This window comes from Ureibacillus suwonensis, assembly GCF_042655065.1.
In the GTDB taxonomy this organism is placed as follows: domain Bacteria; phylum Bacillota; class Bacilli; order Bacillales_A; family Planococcaceae; genus Ureibacillus; species Ureibacillus suwonensis.
The window spans coordinates 1-21,885 of record NZ_JBHSNQ010000181.1 but is presented as its reverse complement, the minus strand read 5'-3'; the positions used below and the strand labels follow the sequence as shown (position 1 = coordinate 21,885).

At 34.3% G+C, this 21,885-nt stretch carries 21 protein-coding genes and 1 pseudogene; 6 read left to right on the top strand and 16 right to left on the bottom strand.

Annotated features, from left to right (window positions below):
• Positions 1-60: 60 nt before the first annotated feature.
• From ACFPOH_RS13970 to ACFPOH_RS13960, 3 genes are all read right to left on the bottom strand, one after another.
• Complete coding sequence (locus ACFPOH_RS13970) at positions 61-1,269, bottom strand: DNA cytosine methyltransferase (protein ID WP_390310263.1); 1,209 nt, start codon at positions 1,267-1,269, stop codon at positions 61-63.
• 115 nt (positions 1,270-1,384) lie between these two features.
• Positions 1,385-2,944 (bottom strand): restriction endonuclease FokI C-terminal domain-containing protein, encoded by a 1,560-nt coding sequence (locus ACFPOH_RS13965; RefSeq protein WP_390310261.1) that lies wholly within the window; start codon positions 2,942-2,944, stop codon positions 1,385-1,387.
• Between the two features lie 139 nt (positions 2,945-3,083).
• Positions 3,084-4,064: a phage/plasmid replication domain-containing protein gene (locus tag ACFPOH_RS13960; protein WP_390310259.1), complete on the bottom strand. Its 981-nt coding sequence runs from the start codon at positions 4,062-4,064 to the stop codon at positions 3,084-3,086.
• 32 nt (positions 4,065-4,096) lie between these two features.
• Between ACFPOH_RS13960 and ACFPOH_RS13955 the strand changes: the two genes are divergently transcribed.
• Positions 4,097-4,633 carry a recombinase zinc ribbon domain-containing protein gene (locus ACFPOH_RS13955; protein WP_390310257.1) on the top strand — a complete coding sequence of 179 codons (537 nt, stop codon included), beginning with the start codon at positions 4,097-4,099 and terminating at the stop codon, positions 4,631-4,633.
• Positions 4,634-5,324: 691 nt separating this feature from the next.
• Here ACFPOH_RS13955 and ACFPOH_RS13950 read toward each other — a convergent pair.
• Entirely contained in the window at positions 5,325-6,359 is a 1,035-nt protein-coding gene (locus tag ACFPOH_RS13950; protein WP_390310255.1) for a PD-(D/E)XK nuclease family protein, read from the bottom strand.
• 22 nt (positions 6,360-6,381) lie between these two features.
• The gene (locus tag ACFPOH_RS13945) at positions 6,382-6,768 is read right to left on the bottom strand and encodes a hypothetical protein (RefSeq protein ID WP_390310253.1); all 387 of its coding nucleotides are present in this window, start codon (positions 6,766-6,768) and stop codon (positions 6,382-6,384) included.
• Positions 6,769-6,840: 72 nt separating this feature from the next.
• Here ACFPOH_RS13945 and ACFPOH_RS13940 point away from each other — a divergent pair, with 72 nt between their 5' ends.
• Together ACFPOH_RS13940 and ACFPOH_RS13935 are read left to right on the top strand one after the other, a co-directional pair.
• Entirely contained in the window at positions 6,841-7,176 is a 336-nt protein-coding gene (locus tag ACFPOH_RS13940) for a hypothetical protein (RefSeq protein ID WP_390310251.1), read from the top strand.
• Between the two features lie 413 nt (positions 7,177-7,589).
• Positions 7,590-8,015, top strand: coding sequence for a hypothetical protein (locus tag ACFPOH_RS13935; RefSeq protein ID WP_390310249.1), 426 nt, complete (start codon positions 7,590-7,592; stop codon positions 8,013-8,015).
• Between the two features lie 58 nt (positions 8,016-8,073).
• On the opposite strand, the gene ACFPOH_RS13930 is transcribed toward ACFPOH_RS13935, so the two are convergent.
• The 10 genes from ACFPOH_RS13930 to ACFPOH_RS13885 all read right to left on the bottom strand — a co-directional run bounded on the left by ACFPOH_RS13930 (position 8,074) and on the right by ACFPOH_RS13885 (position 18,026).
• Positions 8,074-8,583 carry a hypothetical protein gene (locus tag ACFPOH_RS13930; protein WP_390310247.1) on the bottom strand — a complete coding sequence of 170 codons (510 nt, stop codon included), beginning with the start codon at positions 8,581-8,583 and terminating at the stop codon, positions 8,074-8,076.
• 2 nt (positions 8,584-8,585) lie between these two features.
• Entirely contained in the window at positions 8,586-9,266 is a 681-nt protein-coding gene (locus tag ACFPOH_RS13925) for a hypothetical protein (RefSeq protein ID WP_390310245.1), read from the bottom strand.
• A gap of 175 nt (positions 9,267-9,441) precedes the next feature.
• Positions 9,442-10,434, bottom strand: coding sequence for a hypothetical protein (locus tag ACFPOH_RS13920; protein WP_390310243.1), 993 nt, complete (start codon positions 10,432-10,434; stop codon positions 9,442-9,444).
• Between the two features lie 667 nt (positions 10,435-11,101).
• On the bottom strand, positions 11,102-12,232 hold the full coding sequence (locus ACFPOH_RS13915) for a hypothetical protein (protein WP_390310241.1): 1,131 nt from the start codon (positions 12,230-12,232) through the stop codon (positions 11,102-11,104).
• 385 nt (positions 12,233-12,617) lie between these two features.
• Positions 12,618-13,052, bottom strand: coding sequence for a helix-turn-helix domain-containing protein (locus ACFPOH_RS13910; RefSeq protein ID WP_390310239.1), 435 nt, complete (start codon positions 13,050-13,052; stop codon positions 12,618-12,620).
• Between the two features lie 248 nt (positions 13,053-13,300).
• Positions 13,301-13,642, bottom strand: a complete 342-nt coding sequence (locus tag ACFPOH_RS13905) for a hypothetical protein (protein WP_390310237.1) — start codon at positions 13,640-13,642, stop codon at positions 13,301-13,303.
• Positions 13,643-14,038 (bottom strand): four helix bundle protein, encoded by a 396-nt coding sequence (locus tag ACFPOH_RS13900; protein WP_390310235.1) that lies wholly within the window; start codon positions 14,036-14,038, stop codon positions 13,643-13,645. It abuts the gene before it with no gap.
• 667 nt (positions 14,039-14,705) lie between these two features.
• A complete protein-coding gene (locus ACFPOH_RS13895) occupies positions 14,706-14,924 on the bottom strand; it encodes a hypothetical protein (protein ID WP_390310233.1) in 219 nt (72 codons plus the stop codon).
• Between the two features lie 26 nt (positions 14,925-14,950).
• A complete protein-coding gene (locus ACFPOH_RS13890; protein WP_390310231.1) occupies positions 14,951-16,915 on the bottom strand; it encodes a DnaB-like helicase C-terminal domain-containing protein in 1,965 nt (654 codons plus the stop codon).
• A gap of 232 nt (positions 16,916-17,147) precedes the next feature.
• Positions 17,148-18,026: a hypothetical protein gene (locus ACFPOH_RS13885; protein ID WP_390310229.1), complete on the bottom strand. Its 879-nt coding sequence runs from the start codon at positions 18,024-18,026 to the stop codon at positions 17,148-17,150.
• A gap of 187 nt (positions 18,027-18,213) precedes the next feature.
• Between ACFPOH_RS13885 and ACFPOH_RS13880 the strand changes: the two genes are divergently transcribed.
• The 3 genes from ACFPOH_RS13880 (at position 18,214) to ACFPOH_RS13870 (ending at position 20,828) form a co-directional block, all read left to right on the top strand.
• Entirely contained in the window at positions 18,214-18,729 is a 516-nt protein-coding gene (locus ACFPOH_RS13880) for a helix-turn-helix domain-containing protein (protein ID WP_390310227.1), read from the top strand.
• A gap of 843 nt (positions 18,730-19,572) precedes the next feature.
• Positions 19,573-20,550 carry a ParM/StbA family protein gene (locus ACFPOH_RS13875; protein WP_390310225.1) on the top strand — a complete coding sequence of 326 codons (978 nt, stop codon included), beginning with the start codon at positions 19,573-19,575 and terminating at the stop codon, positions 20,548-20,550.
• Between the two features lie 83 nt (positions 20,551-20,633).
• On the top strand, positions 20,634-20,828 hold the full coding sequence (locus ACFPOH_RS13870) for a hypothetical protein (protein ID WP_390310223.1): 195 nt from the start codon (positions 20,634-20,636) through the stop codon (positions 20,826-20,828).
• Between the two features lie 57 nt (positions 20,829-20,885).
• On the opposite strand, the pseudogene ACFPOH_RS13865 reads toward ACFPOH_RS13870, so the two are convergent.
• Positions 20,886-21,614, bottom strand: a pseudogene (locus ACFPOH_RS13865) (S16 family serine protease); the annotation flags it as partial.
• Positions 21,615-21,885: the final 271 nt, after the last annotated feature.

Below are 21,885 nucleotides of genomic sequence, written 5' to 3'. Positions count from 1 at the left end.
TCAAAATCTTTTTTTTTTTAAAACGATATATCTATAACCAAAGCTTTTGAGAAAGCCAATCTACTGGCTATTAGTTAGGCTAAAATCAAAAGAGATTTGATCTTCCCTTACAGCGTTTTCTTCTTTAGTATCTTTCTTTATTTTTTGTTTGGAACGGGAAGTTTTTTTGCTCTTTTTTGTACCTGTTGATAACATCTGATTTAATTCATCTTCCCACTTCGCAGGTTCTGTATCGTATCGTATCCCCGCAAATGTTTTTAGAATGGCTTCAATTATTATTTTTGCTCCATGCGGAGGAACAGCCATGCCAATTTGTTTGCGTACGCTTTCCTTTCCTCCGAAAAACTTATACCAATCAGGGAATGTTTGGAGCCTTGCCCTTTCACGATTCGTTAACGCCCTTGGCTCCCTATAATGGTACATGTGCGTTCCACCGCCGCCGGAACCTGTAACAGTATAAGCTGGCAAATCGGGATGAAGCCGTCTGTATATATTTGATAATTTAGCGCCTTTTACGTTCAGCCTCAAATGCGGTGGAATCCCTTCATACCAGGCATTTTCTCCAGGCGGAATGTGCTCCAACATCTCAATAACTTTTGGGTGATGTTTTGTAAACTCATGATTAAAAGCATCCTCTGGAATAGGCGGTTCTTCCAACGCCTGGCGTGAAGTAACCCACTTTGATGGGTCGTCTTTAAACGGGGCTTGGGGAACTTCAAATCTTAATCCCAAATCTTTGCGAATCCCAACAATAATAATACGACGTCTCGCTTGGGGGACACCGTACTCTTCAAATTTGTAAAGATGGGGGGTTATATTGTATCCAGCTTCCTCCATTTCCTTAAGAATCTTGATAAATGCCTGCCCCTCATTGGCGCTTTCAAGCCCGCCTACGTTTTCCGCAATAAACCACTTTGGCTGATGGTATTTTAAAACTTTAATCCCGTATGAATAGAGCGGACCATACTCCCCCTCTAATCCCTTTGACTCCCCAACAATGCTATAATCATTGCAAGGAAAGCCAAAGGCAAAAGCATCGATTTCTTCAAGTTTAGTGATGTCTAATTTGCGGACATCTTCACATATAACGGTCTCTGGTCTATCAGGACATATATTGTACCGAAAAGTTTCGCAAGAGTCCCTATCATAATCGCTTGCCCAGGCATGCTCAACTTTGTACACTTCTCCGTCCTTCTCTACTACAGCTAATTTTGCTCCCAGAGAAAGGCCTCCAGGCCCGCAAAATAATTCTCCTTTTTTAAAAATCATATTGGGACAACTCCATTGTTCGTACTTTATTCGATATTTTTTATTATATAATACTCGCAAATCTTTGAAAACAAACAAGTCTTTCCCAAAAAAAAGACCCCCTGAGGAGTCTCTTCTACAGGGAATCAATATGTGAAATCATAATTCGGGAATTTAATGTAAATATCCCCCTTAATATATTATGGTCAATTGGTCTTGCCAAGTAGCGCTGAAGCAGTCGCATTAAATTCCGAGCTGTTATTACACATCCATTTACCTCTGTTCTTTGAGCAATGTCTTGTATTTGTGAGTCAATGTTGCTTCCAAATCCATCTGCGACATACATAAAGAATTGAACATTGCCATATCGAGATTGATAAGTTGGTATATAGTTATTAATCATGCGATTTCTATGGTCATTAGTTATGCTGTAATTTCGATATGCTTTGGTGTCAATTACCCCTGAATAATTTAACGGTGATTCAGCAAATACATCAGGATTTAATGGATTATTTCCGACATGAGCTGCCCGAAAGCCTAACTGCTCAAAAATACCTTTAGTTGCAATCTCAAACTCCGTAGCGAGTTCTGTTCCACTTATAGCCATATTCAAATAACTTGCTTCAAACATGCTGAAAGTATCTGGACGGAAACCATCCAATGCTTCTTCCACTTGACGAACTGTATAACCTGTAAAGTTTGAAATTTCTTGGATTAAAGAAGATGTAATGTTAGTAATTGGTCTTGTTCCAGCAATATGCAATAATTCACTTCTTATTCGTCTTTCTCGATATACTGCATCAGTTATAGTTTGGCCACCAAAATTTCTATTATCTCTATTTTGTCCTGGAGCCAAACCGAAATGTCTTTGAAAGTTTTCAATGCCAAACGGGTGATTTGGATTAAATGGACGTATACTTGTCCCATCGTTTAATATAGCTTCTACATCATTAAATCTTTCTTGATGTATAAAGATATTGCCGCTTGTATCCCTTGAGATGAGCTGTGTATACTCTAAATAGTTAATAAAAGTGTTCGCAATATCCTCTAAATATGATAGAGTCTGTTCTCTTGAACGTACACCTGTCGTACTGCTTGCGTACAATTCTTCAAAATTAGACGGCAAAACTGCATCTCCATAAGAACGATAGCTAAGGATTCGCTGTACAACATGTTCAAAACACTGCCTTGTCTCATTCTCCCCTTCTGTTATTACAAAACGGGCTATTTCTTCTTTTGACAGCCGTTGAATGCGGCTATCTGCGAGCAACCTTAATAAAAATCGAAAAGGTCTAACTCGAAAGCGCGGGTGAATTCTTACCCTGCTTCTGAGTGAATATGGAGACGGATACTGTAATTTCATCAGCTGGTTTGTAATTATGGGGACAGGAGGCTGTCCATCTAATAAAGCTTCTCCGGCCAGCGTTGTCCGCACTATATTAGTATTCGTTTCTATAAATATGAGGCCTAAATTATATAGCCAGGATTCGTAGGTTCTTGCCCCTCCTGCTCTTCTATCGCGCCTTTGGCCAGGTCTTTTAATGCCATAGCGTTCTAATTCTTCTTCAAAATTTAATTGGCGTGATATGTCTTGATTCCAAACCTCTCCTAAATTTTGCAAAACAAAAAGCGACAATATATCCACAACTGGATAGAGCTTGCGCTTGTTGCGCGGAAGGTGCCAATTGTTAATCATGCCCATTTCCCCCAAAAACTTCATCAAAAATCATAATTTGACAAAATATTCCTATGAAACATATACTATAGTCAAAATTATAGCATATATTTACATTAATTTTTATATATGGTTATACTAAACCTGTTAAAAAGCTACGTCACGAACTCTGTAGAAAGTCTAAAGGGTTACTAATAAATTTATCCTTACCAAACGCAACCTTATAATTTTTGGGAATTAAAATGGGATTTATGTTGAGTTCCTCCAACATTCGTATATACTTACTAAATAGATATTTACTATATTTTGGTTTTAAAATTCCTTTAGAGTCCTTTACCATTAGCCTCTTGACACCATGTATACCGTGCTTCGAGACGTCACATAGAAAATTCCTTAATTTCTTTTTATCCCTATCCTTAAAATTGCTCTCCTCAATAATTTTTGTCGCAGTGTTAATTTTATAGTAATTTCCCTTGAAAAATATTGGACAAATATTCCCCTTCATATATTTAGTCCAAAACTCATTATTCATGTAACTTTCTAAACATTTTTCCAACCCGTACGTCTTTTTCATGTAATTTAAATGACGATTAAGAAGACAAACTTCAAAACGAAGAACATTTTCTTCAGAAGGTCTTATATCTTCACCTTTGGCTTTGCGTTCCGCTTCTTTATCATAGCAAATTATCTTTACAGACTCTGAATTAAAATATATAGATGTTTCATACAAGTCATACTTCCTTTTGAAACCATATTTTTCCGCTGTTTTCTTATAAAGCTTAAGCAATAATTCTCTGTGTTCTTTAAGAGGGACCACCGCATCAAATCGGAAATCTAATCGGATAAGGGTCAATGACTTATCGTTAGGGTCGAATATAAAATACAGATAATAATTGATTTTTCTTTGGATATCCTTCAAATCTTTTTCCTGTATATTGCTTTTTTCTAAAAGCTTTATGAAATCAATATGCACAAACATCCACCAATATAAACCATTTTTTCTGAAAGTAGTAGTAATGCCTTTAAAAAAAGAATCTATTTCATTTGGAAGCAAGGAAATATCTTTGCCAAATTTTCTACATAAAGCACTAACTTCGCTATCTTCCAACTGTTGTTCAAGAGAGAAGAAAAAGTAAATCATTTAAACAGCGTCAATCGCACGAACCTTTCTTTTTGAGCGGATTATTAAAATGCCCTTCCTGTGGACAAGGGATGGTGCCAAGTATTACGACTTATACCCATAAAGATGGCACAAAAAGACGACATCGTTACTATGTCTGCGGCTCTTTTCATAACAAAGGCTCTGTTGCTTGCAAAGCCAACTCCATCAAAGCAAATGAAGCCGAGGAGATTGTGTTTCAACTGATAGAACAATTTTTACAAAACAACGACCTTTTCAATCAAAAAATTCTCAGCATTAATCGAACGGCCGAAGAAAATCAAGATACATTGCTTTATGAGTTAGATAAACTAAATGGCAGGCTTCAAGAATTGACAGAACTACAAGAAAAATACTTTAATGCATTTGAAAAGAACCTTTTCCCTATTTCTATGCTACAGGAACGGCTTGATATTATCACAAAGGAGAAAGCAGCTATCGAACAAAAAATATATGAAATGCAGAATGGGCTACAGCAAGCGGAAACAAAAAAATTTCTCCTGAACCAGTCAGAGAGCTGCTTGCAAAATTTGTTGACGTTTATAAAGTAGCGACAAGGGAACAGAAAAAGCATCTTCTACACCTATTAATTAAGAAGATTACTCTTGTCCCCCTGTCAGATAGGAAACGAATTGTTGACAAGGTAGAATTAGAATTTGATTTTCGCGATATACACAAATCAAAATCATTTATACTTATCCACCATCTGTACAACAATCAAGAAACAGAACATGATTTATCCACAGATAATATGAATGAGAACTATCTTCCTCCATATCTCCAAAAATTTTTGCCTCTACTTATGATACGGTTCATCCACAAACAGAGAAAATACTACTTTATTTAAAAGTTAATCCTGAAACAGTTACACTCGAACCTGGATTTAGTCGTGATGTTAGGAATATTGGACATTTCGGAACGGGTGATTTAGAAGTTACAATTTCTAATGATGAAGATATTGAAAAAGCTAAACGGCTAATTAACATCTCTTATGATGTAAGCTGAGAAATATGATAATAGTTAATAGGAACTCACCAGAACAAATATTACATTTCATCATTCGACTATCTAATGGAACAGAGCTGTCATCCTTCGTATTGACAGCTCCATTATAACGCTAAGTTAATTCATTAGAAATTCAATAAAATTTCTAAAGTTATGAATGATTTTCGAATTTTTATTAAGTTTTCTTCCTAACTATTTCGGTTAATTCCTTAAAACAATGCCAACTATCAATTCTCGTTATATCTGAGTTAGTTTTTCCAAAATGTTTTTTATATGCTCTGCTACACTATCTGGGTTACTGTTAAATTTGAATTTTTGTTCTGAATGGAATCTCCCATTCTTTACTTCTCCTGCGATTCCTTTACTTTTGCAGTGTTCTACTACATCAAAATTTGGTTGAATTCCTCGTTGGAATATTTCAATTCGCCAGCCCTTATGATCAAGTACCGCATCAATAGCAAGCTTCGCATCATTAGATAGGACAACATCTATCACCGCTATATCAAATAATTGATTTAAGTCACGATGTTCCCACTTTTTCAGTTTAAGATTATTCACTTCATTTGGTAATAATCCGTTTACCTCTTTTACTTTGCTACGTAGGGTATCACGATATGTTTTTATCTTTTTGACCAGATCAACTAATTCTTCATCATGATCTGAAACAAATTCCAAAAACTTATCATCCATCTTCGTTCCCTCCTTTAATTTTTCCATATTTACAATTAAATCAGTCAACAATTGCATATATCGAAAGTCGGCTCGGTCAATAATATTTCCTAAATGAGATCTTAAAGTTTGAAAAAATTTCTCATATGTAATGACCTGAAATCCAAAAAGATTTTCCGTTGTTGGAGTGTGTAAACAAAGGACAATTGGCAAAACTTTTTGCTGAGGAAATTGCTTCTCTACAAAGCGAAAATATCCATCTAAATCGTTATATAAATTCGCATACACTTTATTTTCGATTAGCACTACATAGTCATCGTTTTTTAAAAGAATATCAATAAATGTCCCTTTATCTGTCCGAACCTCTCTTTCCACTTCCCATACTTCATCTATGTTTTCAATTTCAGGGTGGGTTGCATGAAGTAAAGCCTGAATGCAGGTATCCTTTAATTCATGTGGCTTAAAGGGATCAAAGAAAAAAGCAAGTACATTAGACACTACATTTTCGTAATGAGGATACCCACAAATATCAAAGTATGTTTCTCGTTCTTGAATATTTGATTCTTTTATTCGAGAAAATTCCCTCAGTAGCTGTGTATACATAACCTTCAACTCCTTTCAACTATCAACTTTTATATGGTAAAATCCATCTTTTCTTTCCTATGGGATTCCATGTGTACCTATTAATTTCAACCCCAACTATTTTTCCTTCAGAAACATCAAGATGACACTCTTGTTCATAATAATTAGTTGGTTTAACGCCTTTAACAAACAAAATATCTATGTATTCCTCTGAATCCACTACCAAAAACTCATTATTAACAACAGATGGAAGTTCTATTGAATGTCTATTTTTATATTGGGATTTTTCTACACGAAACCCCAACCAATTTCCAGATTGATCGTGCATTAAGTATCCATTTATATTTGTAATTGTGCTAACAGATTGAATAAATGTAGGATCGGTCAGATAAATGTAGATTAAATAATCTTCTTCTATTGATATTTTCATAATATCCTCCGAATAAATGTTAATATATAACATATATTCTACTCTATTTTCTTTCCGAGAGGGCGAGAACAATTGGACATTTGTTTGTTAACAGAAAATATAAATGAAAATTCTGGAGGCATTATTGATATTCTTGAAGAAGAATCTGTTGCAGTATATGTATTCTTATACAATGAATTCTTAAAAGGTGATGTTACTTTAAACCCTGTCTCTCAATTTATGTACCGCTCGTTTTATAGGCTTGATAATGCAGGATTGACATCTGAATTTAAGACTGCCTATTTTGAATTAATGCAACAATATCGAAATAAAGATAATATTAATCCTAAAGAAATTATCGAAGAATTATATAAATATAAAAGACGAAAAGGTAATCATAGTATTCAATTTTCTTTTACAACAAACTGATAAATATGATTGATCCAACATACCCCATTTATGATTCTGAAGTAGCGAGAGTATTCCAATTCTCAACCTATCATTTAAAAGATAATGCGAAGAAAATTGCTCGCTATCTGGACCAACAAAACACGATTGTTCAGACGTATAACAAAATTATAGAGGAAAATCTATTAGCTCAATCACTTGCTGTATTCCATAACAAATATAAAAAATACAACTTACCTCTAATCAAAAAACTTGATTTTATTTTTTGGTCGTACGGCAAGTTACTAAAATCCAGGTCATAACTTAGCGTGTTAAGACCCTAACTCAATTGAACTACTTGGAATAATTACACCTATACAGTTCAATTCCTAACTTTTTCACATACAACATGACGTAAGAACGCTATTTAGATTTTCTTGGAGATGGAGGCTACTATGAACTTAATTCAAGAAAAACAGAAGGAAATCATCAGTGTTATTGAATCCTACCGCAATTGCCAAGTTGTTGTCAGCAATGAAGAAAAACAAATTTTTAATGTAGTTAGCACAACTGGACTCACTTGGAAAGAACGATCAAATAAATGGGGGAAAATTTTTATTGGAGAGCATCGTCTAAGAATTGACTTAGATTATCCTGTTAATTTATTTACTGTAGAAGAGCTGAGAAAATTCACTCAACTTCCTTTAAAAAAGGAGCTTTCGAATAAGAATAGTTATTCACATATCAATCCAACTGTCGGGGATATAAAGCATGATGTAGTCCGTATTATTCTTTATGAAGACAAGCTACCGCAGTATGACTTTACATCGCCATCGTTTCGGGCAATGCTCCAGAAAATTATCAATGCGAATGTGCTATGACTATGTATGTGCTTTTCTTGCAATCGCAAGTTGAAGCACATTTTTTTGTTGAATAAAGTTATAGTTGTAACTGTTTCAGTTTCTCTAATCTTGCTAATTGGCTTTTTTTCCGCTCACCTAACTCTTTCAATCTATCCTGTAAATGATTTTCAATTGATATTATAATATCATCTATATCAAATTGATTTACATCTTGAAACTTTGATATGGTACGTTCTAACGTAGATCCATCTCCCTGTCTCCACTCCCAAATCACGTAGAAAACTTTTAAAGTTCCATCTTCAAGAAGGTACAATTCTCTATCCTCAGTTTTACAATACCATCCAAGGTTTTTATCTACACAATTGATTTTATCAAGTAAAATACCTTTGATTAATTTACCTTCACTATCAAGATAATATTTTCCGTTCCCCTTTTCTATTTTTTCGTACTTTATTCCTTTTCTCACAATATTAATTACCGTATCTAAATAGTTTCTTTCCAATAAATTTATCTCCTTCTGATTTTGATTTACTTCATTTTCAATTTTCAGAACATCTTCTGTTACTTCTAATAATTCATTAATCATTTTTATACCTCCAATAATGTTACATTCATAATGATTGGGACTTCATATTGAATTGCTATTTTATTGATGTTCTTTAAATAAATCCGCTCGCTGATTCGCTCAATTTTACTATGTTGAATTGGCAGTTCTTGCTCATCTATAAGAATAGCAACCTTTGAATTCATTTTTTTATAAGAAGAAATCTTCTCTTCTACTACTTCAGCATCAATATAAGTGCATGTTTCAACTTGAATGGTTGTTAAAATCGGGTATAAACTTGCTTGATATTCTTGAAAAGTACGATGGGAGGAAGAGATTTTGTTGATAATATCGGGAAGATATGGGGATTGATCTCTGTATCGTTTATAATCATGCCTTGCAAGAATCTGTTGTAAAAGGGTATTTTCTGTATCATGGTTTGTAAAATATAAGACTGTGTATCCATTTGAAGCCAAATGTTCAGCCATAAATGACAAGAACGGGTTTCGTTCATCACTCATTCTACCAATCAGGCAATACAGTTGAGGCGAAATCCCTCCGCCAAGAGCAACATCTAAGTTAGACAATCCTGTTGATACTTTTTGCTCGTATTGGGTAATTGTTTCATCAATAAAATCCTTTTCGAAGTAATGCCATAATGAAGATGAAGCTTTTTCTTTATTGCTGTTGTGATCCACAGTCTGGATGTTAATAGCTTGATCCATTGTTTATCTCCTTTCAATAATAAAGATTTATTACTAAAACTATTAAACTATATTGTCAACGCTCTTTAAAGGGAAAATCAGTTCTACCTTGTGTGACACTTCTGATTAATGTTTCAGTAATGGAAAACATCGTTCAGAATACATTCTGAACGATGTTTATCCCCTAATTAAATGGTTAATAAGTAGAATTGAAAGAAATCCATAGTTTTGAATTCAAATGAAACCAATCTAAAAGCCTCTTTGCTGAATCTTGTGCTATATGTACATCATCTTGTAACTCTTCATAGAACTTATGTGGGTTAATTTTAGGAACCTCAATTCGAATAACTACTGCACTTTTACCTGCTCTTTGAATTGTCATTCCCTCTTCGATATGACTCCCAAAGTGACTAATAAATGCCTCAGCTTTATCTCCTAATTTTTCAAACTGCAAATCTACAAATCCATGTACAAATTTATGATAGATAATAACATTGGAAGGTAATGCTTTCTTTCCCAATCCGATAAACGTAGAAGCAGGTCCTTTTTCACCAGGTTGGGGCATTGGAATATCTGGATAACGGATTGAAATATCTTCCCAATACCTCTTCCAAAATTGGGTGATCCCTTGATTTACTTCATTTGGCTGATATTCTGAGGAAGATGAATCTGTTTTTAGATGGGTATTTTGATATTTTTCAATCGCCTTCTTCAAAACATTTATTTTGTAGTTGGCTCGTTCACCCATTTGGTCTTGTGTTTCAAAATGTGCTATTACTCTTTCAAACGAAAGATAAAAATCAAACTTATTATTTGGTTTTATCATTTGAATATATGCTTCTGGTGCAAATAGAATCGTATAGAATTCAACACATTTCCCACGTCTTATATATTCGATTCCTCGATTTTTATAGTCATCTGCTTGGTTGGGTTGAAACTGAGCGTTAATTTTATTTTCGATTAAAAATAACACTTCACCCTTGGATCCTTCAAATGCAATTTCGAGATCAGATTCCCGTTCTAACTCGAAGACTGAGTGTTCTGTACGCAGTATCTTTATTATGTCGCTATCTAAGCCTACTGTATTTTCAATAAACCATTTTCGAAATGGTTCAGATGAATAGAATTCTTCCAAAAATAGAAGGTCAATATGTAGCTCCCTTACAGAATAAGTTAATACTGTTTCCATACTACTCCACTCCCCCTTATGGCGTTTACGTTTATTCATTAAACCAACTTAATTGTTATTTAATTTCATATTACCACTTTGCCGTTAGAATACCGATATAGAAGACAAAACCGAGTTTTTTTAAAAGTCGTAAAGCTCGTTTACTTGAATAAGAGATTGAATATCAATTAGATTTGCTCTTATTCAAAAAGTCGTATTTTCTTTATTCTATATATAAGGGAGAGTAATAATTTATACGACTTTTTATACTATCCATCTGATATTATTGTTAATTGCTATGATATTGCATATCCACTTAATGTAATGCAAGCACCAGAAACGCCTTGATATATTGGATAATCTATATTAAGATACTGAAAATATTTGAAATCACTCTCCTTTTTGAAAAAAGTTAAATATTCACTTGATCCATTAGATAAATCATAAGAGCATTACATAATAACCTGCAGTAAATGTAATTATATGAACTTTTAATCTATGCAAAACAGATTGGATAAACTTTTTGAGGCTGGGACATAACTCAAATTTTTTGAGAAAAAGCAAAAAATGATTATTGAATTTATGATAATTTAAAGTGAATATATTAATATAACGCAAAAAAATGTTAGACCAAACTCTCAAAAGGTCTAACATTTTTTCTTTTGTCCCAGCCTCCACACAAATAATATTAGCCGTTATACAGGTAGAAATCTGCCATTCCTTCTTGCCGTATTCGATAACTATCTTCCGTCTCCCATGGTTCTTCTTCCAAAAGGTCCTCCCCCAATCTATTGGGCGAATAATCCAATCTTGTTAAAATTGCAGATTGAATGCCTTTTGTACCTTTTTCTTCCTGTTCACTTATAACATTTATATCTTTTCCACCATATAGGTAAGGACTAAAGAACAAAATGAACCGCTCAAATATCTCAGCGATTTGTTCAAATGTTTCTTCATAGGTTCGCAATGGTTGAAAATAAACTCCGATTTTCCGATTTTCAAATATGACTTGAGAGTGTACTTTTTGTCGAATGGTTTGCTCCATATTTTTAAATCTCTCATATTCTTTTCCTCTTGAGGAATCGAAATATAGTTCAACAAATGCCAATGATTTTGCATTATTTGCCGAACAGCGATAAGAGATGTTGCTTCGACCAGATCCAACTGTAAGCACGTGATCGTGGAGGTTCGTTTTTTTCCGATAATGAAAGTTTAAAAAGTACGGCATTCTCTTTTGCAATACTTCTAATAGTGCCTTCTTTACATCATCTGGTCGGGAGAAATCGCAAGTTGGAGGTTCAATCGCCACACTTCCGCAATGCATTGGATGTAAATTAATCAGTTTATATTCCACCTGTAATAGATTATCTATGTCATTTAGAACACGCATCTTGTGATATACGTCAAGCTTATACAATTTATTTAGACTATGCAGTTCTTTCAAGGCTTCATCAGAAATAGTGAGTGCGTAGAAGTCGATATACTGTTTATTGTGTTTTGCCATCCAATCTTCTAACTCTTGCAATAACATTTTGTCGAAAGAACGAGCCACCCAAATAATGACCGATTCGGGGTATCTATTCATCATGTTTTGTATTCGATCCAAATATTTTGTATTGGCTTTAGTCAATTGAATCTCCATGTAAACGCCCAGTTTACGTATACGGTTTACTGCTGATAAATCAATATTGCTATTTGCATGACGCTGTTCTAATACAATATTTGATAGTTCAAAATTTAATAGCTCCTTCCAACCTTTGTAATGGTCTTTTAAGTAAATGGCGAAAAGGGCTTCCTTGTTACTACCTTTTTTACTCATTTCTACATTCCTCCTATTATCGGTTAATATTTTTGTCATTTATTTTTTACAAAGAAAAAGCACCTACCATTTCTTCTCTGGTAAGTGCTGATTTTTTTCCGTATATACTTTTCGAAAGTGATAAATAATCGTCTCATTTCCCATACAACCCTTTCATTTTTATCAGATTATAAAAGAGAATGTTTGTTCTTGTCAAACCAATTTGGTCGTTATATAACATGTATGTATTATATACATATGTTATCCATAAACCTTATATATTTTTTGCAATAGTTCTTGGCGTTATTGTCCTAACCGTATATAAACATGATATTGAAACTGTATTTACTTTATACATATACGATATGTACAACGGAAAACCATTTCTGGCTCCGTTGGTGGTGAATCACGATTCTTTCAATTCGACAATTAATTCACCAATTCTCTTCAAGGCATCTAACAACTGTTCAACTGATGTTGCATCTGCCTCTAATACCTCTTGTAAAATATCTAATAAAACTTCTTTTTGATCTGCACTTAATAGTTTTCCTTCAAACTCGATTTCGTTTGTGAAGAACATTTCTTCCAATGAAAGTGGTTCATTTGTATCCTTTGCATCTAATCCAAGCAGAACATTTACATCTACATCAAGACCTTCCGCTATGTGTTGAAGCACCGAGAATGTAGGTCTCTTTCGTTCACCACGTTCGAGCCTATTCAAATACGAAGGGGTTACGTTACTGCGTTCTGCTAATTGTTTCAATGAATAACCTTTGGATATGCGAAGATTTTTCAACAACTTAGCAAAATCATCATTCATCTGTTTTCTACCTTTTCCCATTTTCATCTACTCCTTATTTACGTTTTCCATTATGGAAACCCTTTTTTGTTGATCAAGATAGATCTTTATATCATAGATAAAAATAGCAATTTGATAACGTAATATTTTAAAAAATTCATTAAAGTTTTACTGGTAACTACTTGTTGATGAAATACATTTATAGCTCAAACTAATATATAAAAAACATACTAAGATTAGTAGTACAAACCAAGGCCAAGGTTTGTGCTACTAATCTTAGTATGTTTTTATTATGATTTCTTCATTTTCCCAAACTGATAATTAATCAACTTTAACAGCTGTTCCGCAAAATCATCAATCATATAGCCATCAATTACCCCTTCTTCATACAGCTCATAAGATTCATCACGCAATGCGACAATTTTCTCCTTCGCCTGATTCAGCAATTTCATCTTCATCTTATGATTACGTTCAACAATAGCGCACGTTATTTTTCTCACAATATACAGCGCCGATTGTCGCAACGGCATTGCTTGAGCCTCTTCTAAATTTTCAGTATCGCAATAGACCTCGAATAATAGATCAGTGGCTCGCTCATACATCACATTCGTTTTGAAGTTCGGCGCATGCATTTATGATGCCTCCCCTGACATTGCTGATTCAATGTGTTTCGCCAATCCAATTAACATTTTTAACACTTCTTTTGCTTCACCGTCTACAGCATGGTATTCATCCTGACTAATATAGTCGAGTATTCTTGCAATATCGAGGTAGCATTGGCATTCACAAAGGCTACCGATCGCACTGTTTAAACGGTCGAATTGCTTTCCATAATAGAAGTTTCCCACTCCTTCGGCTAAATTCCCACATACCGATACAGACGCTCGTCTTAACTGATCTGATAAATTAGTCTTTTCATAGGATGGAAACTTGTCTATTATTCTATAAAGCTTCTTATTGAGCAAAATTGCTTTACAATAAACGTCTAATTTGCGGAAATCTCCTATACTTTGTTTTTTCAATGTCATAAATATGGCTCCTTTCATTTATGCGTCTTGGAAATAATAATGGCTTGAATGATACGTCAATGGCACTGGCTTCATTTGCACTAAGCTTTTGCTCATAACGGTTAAATTCATCGTATAAGGGGTAAGCGATGCTGGCGTCTGCTCAAAGGTTATGAGGTTATCTACTACATTTTCAATGCCCACTTCTGTGAGAAAGCCTTCTTGCAATGCATAATAGTCTTTTATCGAAAGAGTAACGTTAGATAAAATTGGTACGTTGTGACTGCGTTATTTCTTTTAGCTCTTTAAAATGACTTCGATAATATTCATTATTTAAGAGTTCCAATGGACGAAGTTGTCTTTCATAGAGAAGAACGACAATTTTTCCAACATTTCAATTGTTGAAATTGTCTGAGATTGGATGTTTCTATGAAATGCTAATTTTCTATAATAAGTTTATGAGAAATAGTGTTTACATGTTGCTGTAAGCTGATTTGGGGAAGATTCCAATATATGAAGAATACTTGGAATCCTTGAGGTTGTATCTCGGATGAATTTATAATCAAAGAGCAAAAGGAGTTTGTTTTGGATGTTTTGAATTGTATTGTAAAAACTATAATAAATGATTTGATAGCCTGCACGTATAAATTCTTCAATGTAATGAGTGAACAGTGTATGGCTAAGTTCATTATTTCACTTCAACAAAGAGTATTGCGACCCAAACTTCTCTCGGCAATTCATTGGAAATATTGATACCTTGTTCAAATAGAATGTCACAATACAAGCCCCAATCTACCATAATCACTTGTTGAAATTTTGAAACGCCAAGCGGTGCTACATATTTTCTTAACCGCTCCACAAATGGTTTTTTACTACGAAATTTAATCAATGATGCTTGATGTAGCATAATAATTTCTCCGTAATTATATTTATTTAGACGCTTCGGAAATAATTATATTTTGCAAAATACTGCAAATGCATTTGTTCTGAAGCACTTCCAAAGCGATTTTTCAACACCTGTAAAGTTATTTCACGTGGCTCTTTTAATTTGAAACTTTCGATAATCTCCTTTTTCTTAAAGTCATCTTTTTGGTTGCTAATTTGTGGTAAATTTCTAAACTGCAAGCCCATTAGCACATCCGCCGTATATTCAATCACACCTGATTCTTTAAAACCTTCAAAACTTATAGGTGCGTAATATGCGGAGCGATTAAAGGCTGAAATCAATACAATTGGAATGTTAAACTTTCTGCTGATTTGCTTTAAGCTCGTAACAACTGTATCAATTGTGCTTCTCTCACCAATTGTTGACGTACTTTTAGCATTAATCACTTGCAAATAGTCAACAATAATTATGAAATTCTTCTGATACTTCCCAATTTCATTGATTCGCTCCTCAACTTTTTGAATCGTATCATTTAAGCGCCCTTCATAGATTTCGAAACGATTCGCTATTTTCTTATAATTATTTAAATGGAGTGAAACCGATTCTAAATCCTTTCCTGCGGTAACATCAGTGACAGTCATTGCTTTCCTTGGATTTTCTAAAAAGCTTAAGCGCGAAATACTACGTGCAATTAGTTCATTGCGACTCATTTCAAATGAAAAATAATACACAGGTGTACCAGCCTCTGCAATTTGATCTGCAATTTGATGAATAAATGCTGTTTTGCCAAGTGATGTAGGACCGCCAAGAACATATAGTCCTGGGAAGAACCCCCCACCTAATATAGTATCGAAGCGTTCCATTCCAGTAGAGATAGGTAGAAATTCATTATCTTCTATCATTGAATAGAAATCGTCTAAATAATTTAATAAAAAATCGCCACGTTTAGCATTTAACAGCCTGTCCACACCTTTTCGAATGAATAGAGTAAATGCTTCTTTATCAGCAACAAAATATTCGTTAGCATCCTTATACCCGTCTGGCAATTCAAGAACATCGTATTCAATGTTCGTTTTATTAATATTTTTGATTAATTGTTCACCTGCAGTATCATTATCTGGAATAATGATAAAATACGTTGCTTCTAACTGTTCTTGATGCATTTCAATAAGTTTTTTTAGACGATTTACATTATTAACACCATTCAATGCAATTGCTGGATAACCAATATCTTCAATAGATAGTGCATCAAAATAACCTTCTACAATGAAGATTACCTCACGTGATATACCATCCATTAAATAGCGTTCATTTAAAAGTTCAATAGTTCTTCCTTTTAAATTGTGTGTTTTTGTCACATCATTATTGACATTACTATCTTCAATACGTGTGATAAAATAGCTGCATTGGCCTCTACTATTCCAAATAGGCAAAAGGCATTTATAGTAATTCAACTTTTCGTAAGGCTGTTCCTGAATATCTGAATGATTTTCTATTACAAAGTAAAAACCTTCTGGGGCATACCCTAATTTATATTGATTAATGATGTTATCTGATAATCCGCGCTTTTTGAAATAATCTGTTTGATTCACATTACGATGTGCTTTTTCAACTAAGTCAGTGAAATCAACATCGTTAAATTGAACTTTTGATTCTACTGATTCCATAATATGTGTTTTTTTCTTCTTTACTGACATATCAGTTTCCTCCCATTCAGTTGTTAAATTTGCTAAATCAATTAATTTTTTAATTGCTTCATTTTTAGATAAGTGTTCATAATGCATTATAAAGTCAATAATTGAACCACTTGGAACACATTGATTGAATGATTTATACAAATTTTTAGTAGTATCAATCGCAAAGTGATGATTCTTATTTTTCCCACAAAATGGACATGGCTTCATGAATTTGGTTTTACCAATAGTTGTTGCGGTAGTTCCTGTAGCTTTTTCAATATACGTTAGTAACGGTACTATTAGTTTTGCACGTTCAATTAAATCGTTACGACTCATGTACATAGCCTCCTACAATTTCTTTGTTACCTGCCAGCTTGAAAAGAGCGACCTTAAAGGAGCTCTTTTTCAACTATTATTATTTATATTATTGAGCAAAATTTGCTTTTACGAACTCTTGATATACCTGGGTTTAACACATCATCCTCCATTTGATAACGTCATATTTTCATTTCTTAACGTCTGTTTTCCATTTCATGATGTCATTAAGCCGAAAAATATATAGCCAAATTTATTGGCTTTTTAGTTCAGATGATAGATAATGTCCCTTCAAATACGGGTGTTCATAATACATTTTGCTATCAAAAAATTGGGTTAAATTATCCGTTTCAATTCTTAAGTCAATCACAAATCCAAAACTTTGCTCCAATCTTCTTGCAATGTTTTGAAATCGTTGCCGTAAGCATTTAAAACCTTGTTGCTTAATTTGTTTAGTTGAAATATTGAGCAATTTGCATAAGGTATAAAGCTTCATGTTCGGTTGGAAAGTGGTTTTGCGAAGTTGCAATTTATAAATTTGAGAAACCTTCAGTGTTAGTAATATTGCATCGCGGTGATAGCGAGGGTTTAATTGAAAGAAGTTTTTATGCAGTAACGTGTACTGCGATGGGTTAAGGTTTTCTATCCAAGAATCAAAGTGAATTTCATAATAGTCCTTACCTACTTTGCGGAATTTAAGAAGTGAGCTATAAATATAGTCTATATTATTTTTTGTTATTATTTGAAATGACAAAGCGGAAAGGACTGCTAAATCGCGTTCAAATCTTTTCTTACTATCATTTCGAACTTGAACTCCTTTGAAACGATAATAATCCTTCAATTCAACTTGAAATATGGCATTCCCGCCTTGCATTCGCCAACGATACAGCAAATAAATGAACAACTGAATTTGTGTCGTACTTAAATTGCTGACTAATTCTTCAGCTGTTTGAAGCTGTTCTGTCAAGGTTAGCGTAATACGATCTTTATTTTCAAATTCATAAACTACACTATGGGTTAATTCATCAATCTCACCACGTTGTAACTTATCGATTCCTTCAATAATACGAAATACGATTCCAGTAATGGGAATTTCCATATACTCTCTCTTAATTGTATTACAATTATTCATTATTTCACCTCCTTGATTTGCACTATCTTATGGATTACAAAACTGCATTACAACAGCTTTTGCATTCTATAGTGTTCGAGTTGACCTTGATTACACTATAGGCAACATTTACAATTCATATTGTATAATGACAATTTTCTACTTTTGTATAATTAATGCTACAAATTTTAGGAGGTTGGATTCATTTATGCTTAATGTGGATGAGATTAGAGATCATTTGGAGAGTTATCTTATATATGATGGCTTTAGCAAAATTCTTCAGTCACTAAAATCAGAAAGTTGTATATTCTATAACAACTTAGATTCAATTAGAAGAGAACTCACAATAAGTAAAGAAAAGTTAAAGAAACGTAAAACAATTGCCGAAATCATCAATGAATTAATGATTGAAAAAGGCATTGAAAAGCCTTCATACATTTATGAAAAAGCTGTCATAAGTCGTGATTACTGGTCAAAGCTAATTTCAAACAAAATAAAAGAGCCCTCTCTCAAGGTGCTCTATAAATTGGCGATTGCTTTTGAATTGACGATTGAAGAAACCAATTCGCTTCTGTCTAATTTCAATCGTGCGTTTTCTACTGATTCAAGTATGTTTGATCAAATAATTGCGTACTTTATTAACGAAAAAATCTATTCTACAGAATTGATTGACCAAATATTAGATGAATTTGAAGAAGAAACTCTATTCTCAATAGCAAACTAACAAAAATAAGACATTTCATAAACGTCGAACATGCTTCGACATAAAATTTATGAAATGTCTTATATTTTTTACAAGTACAAACCCATATGAAACACTATTACCAAGCATTTCCCTTCCTATCTCAATGCATAATAATGGTAAGTTCCTCATAAAATTTTGAGTCAGTTTGGTCAAACAGAGTCAAACACTATATCCATTGAATAATCTCATTAAATCGTATATAAAATAAGCAATAAATTAAATATTGTCCTTTCTGTGGTGCGGGAGAACACATTAAAAACCGCCCCGACTCGCCATCGGGTGTTACTGGCCGTTAGAGGGTGGCGTGCCCGCCTATTGGAGTAAACCAATAGTGTCGAAAGACGTGCGGGCTAATTCCCAGATTAATCACCATTCGTGATTCCCTGTCCTGTTCGGGAGGCGTTGTAAGCGACGTTGGCTGTCGGCTCAGTAATAGCAGACCTGGGTGAGTTGGTAAATATACCACAAGCAACGGAACATATTTGTTCGGGGTTAAAATCGAAACGGATTCCTTAAGCTGATATACGGAACTTGAATCATCGATTTCACCTTCCTTGATAGTGCGAAAAAATTTTTTCGTTTATATCAAGGGAGGGAAACGAGCCGTTGTCCTTAGCTTCAACCAGAACTTTGGGGAACACGTTGATTGAAACAGCTGGCACGTTGAGCAGTGAATTAACTCCAACAAACAGCTACATAAAATGTAAAGTTTTCATTCTACAAACCTCAAACTGTATAAAGCATTAAAAAGTATGAAAATTCTTATAAAAATTTAATAGATGCATAGTATATATCAAAACTTTTAAGGAGCTGATTTAAACTATGAAACCTAAAGCACTTATCGCTGTTGATAGCGGAAAATATGGAACTAAAGCAATCCTTTCACACAGCAAGGAACATTACGTTTACTTCCGAACCAAAATGCAGGAAGTGACAACATCGTTAGACATTGATGTTCCAGCTGGCTCGTATGTCGTCAAGCATAACGGTAAAACCTATATCCTCGGTAATATGGTAGACGAAAGCTACTCCAGCTATGATTTATCAAAAGAGAAGGAAATTCATAGGCTGTCCATTTATGTTGCCATTACCGAACTACTGAAACAAGCAAATATTCATCCCTCAACTGTCGATTTGAAAGTCGCAGTAAATATCCCTATTTCAGCGTATAAGGACGCCACTTCCAAAAAGCGTTACCTTGAATTCATTGAAAACTTTAATAACCCTATTATGATCGAAGTCAATGGTGTGCCTTTTATGTTTGAACTTCACAATACAATTGCTGTTTTTGAAGGTGTAGGAGCTGTTTTTCATGATGTGAAACAGTCAAAACAAGTTAATACAACTGTGCTCGACCTTGGAGGCTTGAATGCCACACTATGTCAGCACGACGGTTTGACTCCAAATTTTAATAGTATGGTCGTTTCGAATAATGGCTGTAACATTTTGAAAGGTAAAATCGGACGAATGATCAATGAACAGTTTGGAATCGCAGTCGCACCGAACGATCTCGAACGAATCATTCACGATGGATATTTAATGTTTGAGGGAGCTATAGTCGCCGACAGCCATCATTTAATTGAACAAATAAAAGATGCACATTTCCAAGAAATCATTTCTTTTGCGAAAAGTCGTGGCTACACGTTTAACAACACTACAATTACCTTCTGTGGCGGTGGCGCTCTACTACTGCACAATTGTATTAAACAGTATTTCCCTCATGCTAAAATCGTGGTCAATCCGCAATTCGCTAACGTCAAATCATTCCTATCCATCTTAAAAATCAAGAACAATGTATGAGAAACCGAATAACGATAAGCTTTTTAGCGGAGGATCACGATATAATAGCGCACTTGCAAACAATTCGGGAGCAGGGACAAAACTTGAGTTGCTATATCCGCAACTTAATTCGTAATGATATGAACGGGACTATTCCAAATAACTCAGTAGATGCATTAGCGCAGGCAATTGCTGATAAGTTAGGTGCTGTACAAGTAATTGCAAACGCAGAAAAGCCTACTGATGACGAATCACCAATAGGCTTTGAAGAAAAATCTATAATAGATCAGTTGTTTTAATCGAGTTAGTTTTCTAACAGCAAGGCAATGACAACTATCGCCTTGCTACATATACCTTTAATTCACACCCAACGCCTTATACACGGCATCGACTGGATCAATGTAGAAAATTAGCTGAACTTTGATTAATAGATCAGGTGGAATTGTTGGGAAGTCTGACGCGGCCGATGAAGGAACTAACACTTTCTTCGCACCTGCATCCACACAAACTTGCAATATGTTTGCTAATTCTTCAATCTTTTCAATCGTGCCCCCTACTGTCATGTTTCCTAAAACAACCGTACTTTCTTGCACAGGTCTTTCTAACGCACTTGAACTAAGTCCGATTAGTTCCGCAATGGAAATTTGAGGTGACAAGCCAATGCCTTGTAAGTCCGCAATATGCATTAAATAGTCTTTCGTCTTAATTGAAATTGTTCCACTGATGCTCTTACTATTGGCGGTAAAGTAGCGGTACGCTGTATCTAAGCTTTCTTTTACAGCACGGTTTGATCCAACTCCCGATTTCTCGAATTTACCCGAGCCTGATACGATTTGGTTTTCTAATTTGTAAACACCTATCATACCTGACTCGCCAACGCCTACAGTATAGACATGCCCCGCTTTACCTAACCCTTCAGGAATAAGCTTACCTCCACCTTGTTCTGGCACTGAAACGAAATGTTCGTCTAATGATTCCTTATCGATATACGAAAACATAACATCGTAAAATTCCATACCACCAATTTTTTTCAACTGTTCTTTTACACGTCTACGCCCTTCTAAAGCGTATCGAAGAACTTCTTCAAACTTTGCCATGATATACAACTTCTCTACTAATAGAATGAATATGATTCTTTAAGAAAGATTATATTCATGGAATTTCCATTTTCAAGGATTTTGATGTTCTTCTAAATCACTATTAATAAACTTTTTTTCTTAACTCTACTATGTGTTTCTGTTATTAAGTTCTTCCCTCCCCCTCAACTCCCCCAAACCCTTACCACCACTGGCTTCAAGGCTATTTTTCTTACATTTAATCTGTAATTAAGTTCTTCCCTGAATAGGGGTAAGATTT